Source organism: Sphingomonas asaccharolytica NBRC 15499 (assembly GCF_001598355.1).
Lineage (GTDB): Bacteria > Pseudomonadota > Alphaproteobacteria > Sphingomonadales > Sphingomonadaceae > Sphingomonas > Sphingomonas asaccharolytica.
Map to the genome: position 1 here is coordinate 1 of NZ_BCYU01000121.1, position 8,534 is coordinate 8,534.

12 protein-coding genes are annotated in these 8,534 nt (G+C 65.5%); 8 read left to right on the forward strand and 4 right to left on the reverse strand.

Translation table 11 applies throughout. The annotated features are described in order from the left end of the window. Window positions 1-31: 31 nt before the first annotated feature. A complete protein-coding gene (locus SAS01S_RS20555) occupies window positions 32-496 on the reverse strand; it encodes a hypothetical protein (RefSeq protein ID WP_066812874.1) in 465 nt (154 codons plus the stop codon). 95 nt (window positions 497-591) lie between these two features. Further along, entirely contained in the window at window positions 592-1,428 is an 837-nt protein-coding gene (locus SAS01S_RS20560) for an LD-carboxypeptidase (protein ID WP_066812876.1), read from the reverse strand. Between the two features lie 56 nt (window positions 1,429-1,484). Between SAS01S_RS20560 and SAS01S_RS20565 the strand changes: the two genes are divergently transcribed. Beyond that, window positions 1,485-2,885 (forward strand): UDP-N-acetylmuramate--L-alanine ligase, encoded by a 1,401-nt coding sequence (locus SAS01S_RS20565; protein ID WP_066812878.1) that lies wholly within the window; start codon window positions 1,485-1,487, stop codon window positions 2,883-2,885. Window positions 2,886-2,977: 92 nt separating this feature from the next. Here SAS01S_RS20565 and SAS01S_RS20570 read toward each other — a convergent pair whose 3' ends face one another. Together SAS01S_RS20570 and SAS01S_RS20575 are read right to left on the reverse strand one after the other, a co-directional pair. Next, window positions 2,978-3,439: a hypothetical protein gene (locus tag SAS01S_RS20570; protein ID WP_066812880.1), complete on the reverse strand. Its 462-nt coding sequence runs from the start codon at window positions 3,437-3,439 to the stop codon at window positions 2,978-2,980. A gap of 163 nt (window positions 3,440-3,602) precedes the next feature. Then, entirely contained in the window at window positions 3,603-3,812 is a 210-nt protein-coding gene (locus tag SAS01S_RS20575; protein WP_066812890.1) for a hypothetical protein, read from the reverse strand. Between the two features lie 186 nt (window positions 3,813-3,998). Here SAS01S_RS20575 and SAS01S_RS20580 point away from each other — a divergent pair, with 186 nt between their 5' ends. The 7 genes from SAS01S_RS20580 to SAS01S_RS20610 form a co-directional block, all read left to right on the forward strand. Then, window positions 3,999-4,403: a hypothetical protein gene (locus SAS01S_RS20580; RefSeq protein WP_066812892.1), complete on the forward strand. Its 405-nt coding sequence runs from the start codon at window positions 3,999-4,001 to the stop codon at window positions 4,401-4,403. Continuing rightward, window positions 4,400-4,603 carry a helix-turn-helix transcriptional regulator gene (locus SAS01S_RS20585; protein ID WP_066812894.1) on the forward strand — a complete coding sequence of 68 codons (204 nt, stop codon included), beginning with the start codon at window positions 4,400-4,402 and terminating at the stop codon, window positions 4,601-4,603. Before SAS01S_RS20580 ends, SAS01S_RS20585 begins: the two co-directional genes overlap by 4 nt. A gap of 3 nt (window positions 4,604-4,606) precedes the next feature. Next, window positions 4,607-5,512: an alpha/beta fold hydrolase gene (locus SAS01S_RS20590; RefSeq protein WP_066812896.1), complete on the forward strand. Its 906-nt coding sequence runs from the start codon at window positions 4,607-4,609 to the stop codon at window positions 5,510-5,512. A gap of 119 nt (window positions 5,513-5,631) precedes the next feature. Then, entirely contained in the window at window positions 5,632-6,354 is a 723-nt protein-coding gene (locus tag SAS01S_RS20595) for an alpha/beta hydrolase (RefSeq protein ID WP_066812898.1), read from the forward strand. Next, window positions 6,351-7,148 carry a tetratricopeptide repeat protein gene (locus SAS01S_RS20600; RefSeq protein ID WP_066812900.1) on the forward strand — a complete coding sequence of 266 codons (798 nt, stop codon included), beginning with the start codon at window positions 6,351-6,353 and terminating at the stop codon, window positions 7,146-7,148. The genes SAS01S_RS20595 and SAS01S_RS20600 overlap by 4 nt, the downstream gene beginning before the upstream one ends. Before the next feature lie 239 nt (window positions 7,149-7,387). Next, window positions 7,388-7,813 carry a VOC family protein gene (locus SAS01S_RS20605; RefSeq protein ID WP_066812905.1) on the forward strand — a complete coding sequence of 142 codons (426 nt, stop codon included), beginning with the start codon at window positions 7,388-7,390 and terminating at the stop codon, window positions 7,811-7,813. Window positions 7,814-7,817: 4 nt separating this feature from the next. Then, window positions 7,818-8,534: NAD(P)H-dependent flavin oxidoreductase (locus SAS01S_RS20610; RefSeq protein WP_066812903.1), on the forward strand; the 717-nt coding region annotated here is incomplete at its 3' end.

Here is an 8,534-nt window from a genome sequence, read left to right on the forward strand (position 1 = left end):
TTGCGGCAACTGAGTACGGACCCTAGCCCGATCAGGCGGCCTGCGCGCCGACGATGTCGTTGCGATGCGCGCGCAGCCGCGCATGGTCGTCGTCGCTCAACTCGGGTGCCATCATCTGGCGGACCTGGGCGATGTGCGCACGGACGCGGCCGTTGAACCAGGCCACGCCGGAGGCAACACCGTCCCAATCGAGTGGGGCGTCGTCGGCCCGCGCCATGAGCTCGCGGACGTTGAAGCGCAGATCCTCGGTCAGCGCGATGCATTCGACCTTGAGTTCGTTGACTCGCGCGCGTGTCCTGGCGTCGGCATGCTGCAACATCGGTGCGAACACCTCGCGGTGGACGAACAATTGGTAGGAGGCGAGGACCAAAGCGGAATCGGCGATGCGCCGCTTGATCAGCTCTTCGCTCCCCACGCCGCGCGCGATCAGCCAGGCCTCGCCCTCGGCCATCATGCGTTCGATCTTGACGTGATATTCTTCCAGCGTCTGCGGCATCGGGGACCTCTTGATCGCCGATGGCTAACTGCAATTGGTTAGCAAAGGCTTTGGAGACCTACGTAGTTCGACGGGCGTGGCCATTATGGGTACGATTATCCGCGGGATATGACTTGGCCGAACGGCACGACATGGTTGTTGCTGTCGTGCCCGATCAGCGCACGGCCCTCGTACGGCACCTTCATGATCTTGCTCCAGTCCCAGGCGATCTGGTCGGGATTGTGCCCGAAATCGGCCTGGCCGTCGGCCGGCGGCAAGGTGATCGAACCGACGCGGAGCGTAGCGATGCCCGACAATTGGGTCGAATTGGCGACGTGGAACATCATCCGGTCGACGCGATAGAGATGCTCGCTGACTTCCTCGACCAGCAGATCGTGATCGGTCAGATCGGGCAGCCACGGCGTGCCGATCATCGCGTCGAGGATCGACAGGTTGAACGCCGCCGCCGGGCGCCCCGATCCGATGATCCCGGGCTCGAGCCCCGCTTTGTCGCCATGGACTAGCCAGCCCAATGTCCGCCGGACCGAGGCGCCATTGTCCTTGCGCGTGATGTCGATCGGCATCGGACCATGGATCGGCTTGCCGATCTTGTGCGCGTAGAGCGCGCCGAGCATGAACCCCATGTCGGAATAGCCGATATAGGATTTGCGCTTCGCGGCGTCCTCGAGATGCGGGAAGATCAGTGGGAACAACCGGTTCGAGCCATAGCCGCCGCGCGCGAACCAGACCGCATGGACGCTGGGATCGTTGGCATATTTGAGGAAAGTGTCGGCGCGCAGTTGATCCGGGCCCGCCCAGGTATGGCCGCCGCCCGAGGCCCAGCTTTGCGGGTCGATCACCAGCTCGACATCGTATTCGGCGGCGATTGCCGGCAGCGCGTCGAGCGAATGTTCGTCGACCCGGTTGGCGGGCGCCATCACCGCAATTTTCATGTGCCCTGCCGTCCCGTTCTTGCCGTCGTCCGTGAAAGCGGGGATAGCCCGGCACGATGGATATGAGCAAACCTTGTTTCTTCGTCGGGATCGGCGGATCGGGCATGATGCCGCTGGCGATGATCCTGGCCGCGCGCGGCGCCAGCGTGGCGGGATCGGACCGCAGCCTCGACCAGGCGCGGCTGCCGGCCAAGTTCGACTTTCTGCGCGACCTCGGCGTCACGCTGTTTCCGCAGGACGGCAGCGGCATCACCTCGCCCGACCAGATCGTCATCGCCTCGGCCGCGATCGAACCGACCGTGCCCGACATGATCGCCGCGGAAAAGCTCGATTGCCCGCGCCGCACCCGCGCGGAGATGCTCGCCGATTTGTTCAACGCCAGCACGATGCCGATCGGCGTCGCCGGCACCAGCGGCAAGTCGACCGTGACCGGCATGATCGGCTGGATCCTCCATGCGCTGCGGCGCGATCCCACGGTGATGAACGGCGCCGTGATGAAGAATTTCGCCACGCCCAACGCGGCCTTCGCCAGCGCGCTGGTCGGCGGCGGTGACGTCTTCGTCAGCGAGGTCGATGAGAGCGACGGCTCGATCGCCTTGTTTGCCCCGCGCATCGCGGTGCTCAACAACGTCAGCCTCGATCACAAGAGCCTCGACGAGCTCAACCTGCTGTTCGGCGATTTCATCGCCAAGTCGGAGATTGCGGTCGTCAATCTCGATAACGAGGATGGCGCCCGGCTGGCCGGGACGCTGCCAGCCAATCGCGTGGTCGGATTCGCATTGAACGCCGATGCCGAGATCACCGCGACCGATATCGTCGAGGAGCCTTATGGCGCGCAGTTTCGGCTCGTCGTTCGCGGGCACGATCCGGTCCCGGTCGAGCTCCAGGTGCCCGGCCGCCACAATATCGCCAACGCGCTGGCGGCGATCGCCGCGTGCCACGCGGCGGGAATCTCGTTCGACGATGCGGCGGTCGCGCTCGGCGGCTTCACCGGGCTGCGCCGCCGTTTCGAACTGGTCGGCGAAACCAACGGCATCGCCGTGCTCGACGATTTCGGGCACAATCCCGACAAGATCGCCGCGACGCTGACCACGCTCCACGCCTTTCCCGGCCGATTGATCGTCCTGTTCCAGCCGCACGGTTACGGCCCGCTCAAGACGATGCGCCGCGAACTCGTCGCCGCCTTCGCCGACGGGCTGAAGCAGGACGACATTCTGATCCTGCCCGACCCGGCTTATTATGGCGGCACCGTCACGCGCGAAGTGACCAGCGCCGACATCGTCGCCGACGTGACAGCAGCCGGCCGCAACGCCAGCCATATCGCAGATCGCGCGGAGGCGGCGGACAGAATCGCGGAGATTGCGCGACCGGGCGATCGCGTGGTGGTGATGGGCGCGCGCGACGACACACTGAGCCTGCTCGCGGGAGATATCTTGGCGAAGATTGCGGGCAGCTGAGGCCGCATAAGCGGCGCACCGATCGATCGGCCGCAAGGAAAGAGCAGCGCGCGGGTTCCCCGCGCGCCGCCCAATAGCTCGCTTAGTCGAAATTACTGAACGGTGATCGGCTCAGCCGTCAGCGCAGGCACGGCCTGGCCCTGCAACATCACGGCGGAGTGGCCGCTGATCAGCATCGAGCCTAGCAACGCGGCGACAGTGTTGCCTTTGCCTTCCTGACGGTGCTTGCCTTTCAGCGCATAGGCACGCCCACCGACGGTAACGGTCTGGAACGCGACTTCAAACTTCGCCGACTTGCCGCCGATGCCCTTTCCGGTCCTCCAGGTGATCTTGCCTTTCACAGCCGCGCCGCGCGGAATGACGACCACTCCTTTTTCGACCACGTCGTTGACGACTTGAAACGACGCCTCGTCGCCTTCCTTCATCTTCTTCGACGAGATGTCGGAAACTGGTGCCACCGTCACGGTCGTGTCTGCAGGCAACACCGTTTCCGCCTGAGCGGGCACGGCAAATAACAGCGCACCCATCAGTGCGCCCATCGCATATAGCTTCATTTCTTTCCCCCTGCCCTGCACGTCGAATCGTGCACTAACGGCGGCAAAATGAAACCATCTCAAGCCTCTCACGTCAATCTACCGCCCGCCCACATGGCGAGCCAACTCAGGCACATGCTTTTTGGAAAGCCCGTTTGAGCCGCCGGCGCCCAGACCGCAGTTTTTACCCGTTCTGGGCGTCGCGCTGGTCAGTCAGCAAGGGCCGATCGTGACGCGCGAACAATCTGTTCCACAACCGCACATTGGCGGCATGGCGCGCGGCGCGTTCGCGGCGGCGTTTGCGGCGCTGCGGTTGCTGGAGGACGCGCATAACAAGGATCGCCGCCCCCGCGACGGCGCCGAACGCCAATGCGAACAGCAATACCGACTCCACGCCTAATCTCCCCCAAGACGGTCCGCTCGGCTTCATATCACTTTCGACATAGACTCTCCACCGTCATGCCGACGCAGAGCGGGACACCCTAGCCGGCATGGCGATTACGTGATTTGTAAAGCACCCTTGACTGACAAGCATGCTTTACTGTAAAGCTACCTTTACCGATTCGAAAGGAGACTTTACATGGCACTGAGCCCCGCCGGTTGGCGCTACAACAAAAGGGTCGTCATCCTCAGCCTGATCTATTCAGCGTTCCTGTTGGGGGCAGTCTACGGGTTCAAACACCACCTGGTGAGCGGCGTCTTCGCCTGGATCGTGGCGATCCTGCCGGCGCTGCCGATCATCGGCATCTTCGCCGCGATCGGCCTCTATCTGGTCGAGGAGCAGGACGAATATGTCCGCATGCTGATGGTTCGCCAGACGCTCTGGGCGTCGGGCTTCTCGCTCAGCATCGCGACCGTATGGGGCTTTCTCGAGAGCTTCGAACTCGTCAGCCATGTCGAGGTCTATTGGGTCTCGGTCCTGTGGTTCGGCGGCCTCGGCCTTGGCAACTTTGCCAACCGGCTGACCATCGGGAAGGGGCGATGAACAACCGCCTCAAGGTGCTGCGCGCCGAGCGCAACTGGAGCCAGGGCGACCTCGCCGACAAGCTCGAGGTCAGCCGCCAGAGCGTCAATGCGATCGAGACCGGCCGCTACGACCCCTCACTCCCCCTCGCCTTCAAGATCGCCGAGCTGTTCGAGCTCGCCATCGAAGACGTCTTCGTTTCACCGTCAAAGGAAGCCTGAACAATGAACCACTTCACTCTCCGTTTCGCTGTCGCCGTGCTCGCGCCGCTCGCCATCCTCCAGCCCAATATCGGGCATTGTGCGCCGGCCGCTGCCGCAAGCTCCGCCGAGGTTCGGATGGACCACATCTCCGTCACCGAGACCGGCAAGGGATCGCCGGTGATCCTGATCCCCGGTTTGTCCTCGCCGCGCGCGGTGTGGGACGGCGTGGCGCCCGATCTCGCCAGGTCGCACCGCGTCATCCTGGTCCAGGTCAACGGCTTTGCCGGCGACGATGCCGGCGCCAATCTGAAGCCCGGCGTGCTCGACGGGATCGTCGGCGATCTCCACACCTATATCGCCAAGCACAAGCTCGCGGGCGCGCCGGTGGTCGGCCATTCGATGGGCGGACTGGTCGGGCTGATGCTGGCCAAGGCGCAGCCGGGCGATGTCGGCAAGCTGATGATCGTCGACTCGCTGCCCTGGTACGGGATGCTGTTCGGCCCCGGCGCGACGGTCGACACGGTCAAGCCGCAAGCGGCGGCGATGCGCGACCGCTTCACCGCGAGCTATGGGAAGCCCAACCCGGCGGCCAACCAGGCGATGGCGGCTCGGTTCGCGCTTCGCCCGGACGCCCAGGCCAAGGTCGCGGGCTGGATGGGCCAGACCGACGCGCGCGTCTCGGCCGAGGCGATGTACGAGGACATGATCACCGACCTGCGCGGCGACATGGGCAAGATCGCGACCCCGATCACGATGCTCTATCCGACCTCGGCGGCATTGCCCAAGGCGGTGGCCGAGCCGCTTTACACCGCCGCCTATAAGGATGCGCCGCATGCGACGTTGGTCGAGGTGCCGGACAGCGCGCATTTCATCATGCTCGATCAGCCGGCGGTGTTCTTGAAGACGCTGACGGCGTTTGTTGGGTGAAACTTTCTCCCCTCGCTGCTTGCAGGGAGGGGAAACCCTAACTCACCGAGCTCGACCCAACCCCCTTCCGCCCGCGGGAGGGGCTTTTTGTTTGCCCGCCGTCCCCCTACAGCCCTCCCATGACCGACACCCCCGCCCGCCCCGCGCTCGCTTACCATCTGACCGTCGGCAAGGGGCCGCCGGTGGTCTTCCTGCCCGGTTATGCCAGCGACATGAGCGGGTCGAAGGCGGTCGCGCTGGAAGAATGGGCGAAGGCGGTCGGCCGGACCTATCTGCGCTTCGATTATGGCGGCTGCGGCGCGAGCGAGGGGGACTTTGCCGACCAGACGCTGACCGGCTGGCGCGACGACGTGCTGGCGATGCTCGACATGCTGGCCGAGCCCGCGATCCTGGTCGGATCGTCGATGGGCGGCTGGATCATGCTGATGATCGCCCGCGACCATCCCGAATTGGTCGCGGCGTTGGTCGGGATCGCCCCGGCGCCTGACTTCACCGACTGGGGCTTCTCGATGGATGAGAAAATGAAGCTGCTCCAGGATGGTCAGCTCGAACGGCCGTCGCCTTATTCGGACCAGCCGACCGTCTATACCAGCCGCTTCTGGCAATCGGGCGAAGCGTCGCGCTTGACCGCGGCGATGCTGCCGATCGATTGCCCGGTGCGCATCCTCCACGGCTGGGGCGATCGCGACGTGCCGCATGAACGCACGGTCCATCTGGCGCGGATGATCCGTTCAGCCGATGTGCAGCTGACCTTGATCAAGGACGGCGACCACCGGTTGTCGCGCGATCAGGATATCGCGCTGCTGATCCGCACGATCGAAGGACTGTCGCCGCGCTCATGATCCTGCTCCCGCTGATGCTGCAAGTCGGCTCGACCCCGTCGAGCCTGTCCCCAAACGAGCAGCGCTATCAAGCCTGTCTGATGCTCGCGACGAGCGATCCCAAGAATGCCGAAGCCGAGGCCGACCGCTTCCGCATCGCCGGCGGCGGGGCCAAGGCGCGACAATGCCAGGGCATGGCCTATGCGCAGGAAGCGCGCTGGGGCGACGCCGCGACCGCATTCGAGGCTGCGGCGCATGACGCCGATGCGAGCCGCGATCCGCTGGCATCACGCTATTGGGCACAAGCGGGCAATGCCTGGCTCGCGGCAGGTGATCCGGTCAAGGCGCAGACGGCGCTGACCACTGCGATCACCGCGGGGACGCTGGATGCTTTCGGCCGCGGCGAGGCGCTGCTCGACCGCGCGCGTGCTCAGGTCGCTGCCGGCCGCCTCGCCTCAGCGCGCGGCGATATCGACGCCGCGCAGGAAGCGGCGCCCAAGGACCCGCTCGCCTGGTTGTTGTCGGCAACGCTGGCGCGGCGAATGAACGACCTGCCGCGCGCCCAGAACGATATCACCGAGGCGCTCAAGCTGGCGTCGGACGATGCATCGGTTCAGCTCGAGGCAGGGAACGTCGCCGCTTTGTCGGGCAATGCCGAGGGCGCCAGAACGGCCTGGCAGACGGCGGTCAAGCTCGCACCCGGCACCGCGACCGCGGACAATGCCCGCGCCGCGCTCGCACAGTTCGATACGCCTGCCGCGGCGGCGCCAGCTACGCCGCCTGCGACGAATCCCGCGCCGGCCAAGAAGCCGTAAGGTCGATCCGTTGAATCCCTCCCCGGCGAAGGCCGGGGCCCAGGATCGATGACGGGGAGATGGCACCCCGCCGTGGAGATTGCGTGGCGACTAGGCCCCGGCCTTCGCCGGGGAGGCGTGCTTTGCGTTGCGCCGGATCAGACTCAATCGGTCAACCGATACTGGCGCGGCGGCGCCCCTCCCCCTATCTCCCGCCTGCACCACCAGCAGGGAGAAGGCGCGTGAATTATCTCCACACCATGATCCGGGTCAGTGATCCTGAGGCCACGGTGAAGTTCTTCGAACTGCTGGGCCTCAAGGAAGTACGCCGTTTCGACAATGAGAAGGGGCGGTTCACTTTGATCTTCCTGGCTACCGAGGACGACACGCGGATCGGCGACCGCCGTGCCGAGGTCGAGCTCACCTACAATTGGCCGGCCGAAGACGGCAGCGTCGAAACCTATTCGAGCGGGCGTAACTTCGGCCACCTCGCCTATCGCGTCGACAACATCTACGAGACGTGCCAGCGGCTGATGGACGGCGGCGTGACGATCAACCGCCCGCCGCGCGACGGCCATATGGCGTTCGTCCGCACGCCCGATAACATCTCGATCGAGTTGCTCCAGAACGGCGTGCTCGAACCGGCCGAGCCCTGGGCATCGATGCCGAACACAGGGGAATGGTGACGCGGTGAGCGGCGCGACCAATCGCTTCCTGGCCCTGACCGGCGCGCGGCTGCCGCTGGTCCAGGCGCCGATGGCGAATTTCGCCGGCAGCGCGCTGGCGATCGCCGCGCTCAAGGCCGGCGCGGTCGGTTCGCTTGCCTGCGCGGTGCTGACGCCCGAGCAAGTAGCGACCGATGTCGCGGCCGTCCGGGCGGCCGCGTTTGGCCCGATCAACCTCAATTTCTTCTGCCATAAGCTTGGCCCGCAGCCCGACGAAACTGCCTGGCACGCAGTGCTCGCTCCCTTTTACGCGGCAGAGGGTGTCGCGCCGCCGGCGCAACCGCCGGTGTTGCGCAAGCCGTTCGACGCGGCGATGGCCGAGGTGATCGAGGCGGTGCGGCCCGAGATCGTCAGCTTCCATTTCGGCCTGCCAGAGCGAGACCTGCTCGATCGCGTCCAGGCGACCGGCGCCAAAATATTCGGCAACGCGACCAATGTGATGGAAGCGCATTTTCTCGCCGGCGCCAAGGTCGACGCGATCGTCGCCCAGGGATTCGAAGCGGGCGGCCATGCCGGGCATTTCCTGATCGGCCATCGTCCGATCGGCGTGCTGGCGCTGGTGCGGCAAATCCTGAAAGAGGTCGACCTTCCGGTGATCGCGGCGGGCGGCATCGCCGATGACGGCGCGGCCCGGGGCGCGACGGCGGCGGGCGCGGCGGCGGTGCAGGTCGGCACCGCCTAT

Coding starts and splice junctions, on each gene's coding strand:
- SAS01S_RS20595 (WP_066812898.1), top strand. CDS start 5,632: ATGACCGACACCCCCGCCCGCCCCGCGCTCGCTTACCATCTGACCGTC.
- SAS01S_RS20570 (WP_066812880.1), bottom strand. CDS start 3,439: ATGAAGCTATATGCGATGGGCGCACTGATGGGTGCGCTGTTATTTGCC.
- SAS01S_RS20590 (WP_066812896.1), top strand. CDS start 4,607: ATGAACCACTTCACTCTCCGTTTCGCTGTCGCCGTGCTCGCGCCGCTC.
- SAS01S_RS20605 (WP_066812905.1), top strand. CDS start 7,388: ATGATCCGGGTCAGTGATCCTGAGGCCACGGTGAAGTTCTTCGAACTG.
- SAS01S_RS20580 (WP_066812892.1), top strand. CDS start 3,999: ATGGCACTGAGCCCCGCCGGTTGGCGCTACAACAAAAGGGTCGTCATC.
- SAS01S_RS20600 (WP_066812900.1), top strand. CDS start 6,351: ATGATCCTGCTCCCGCTGATGCTGCAAGTCGGCTCGACCCCGTCGAGC.
- SAS01S_RS20565 (WP_066812878.1), top strand. CDS start 1,485: ATGGATATGAGCAAACCTTGTTTCTTCGTCGGGATCGGCGGATCGGGC.
- SAS01S_RS20560 (WP_066812876.1), bottom strand. CDS start 1,428: ATGAAAATTGCGGTGATGGCGCCCGCCAACCGGGTCGACGAACATTCG.
- SAS01S_RS20585 (WP_066812894.1), top strand. CDS start 4,400: ATGAACAACCGCCTCAAGGTGCTGCGCGCCGAGCGCAACTGGAGCCAG.
- SAS01S_RS20555 (WP_066812874.1), bottom strand. CDS start 496: ATGCCGCAGACGCTGGAAGAATATCACGTCAAGATCGAACGCATGATG.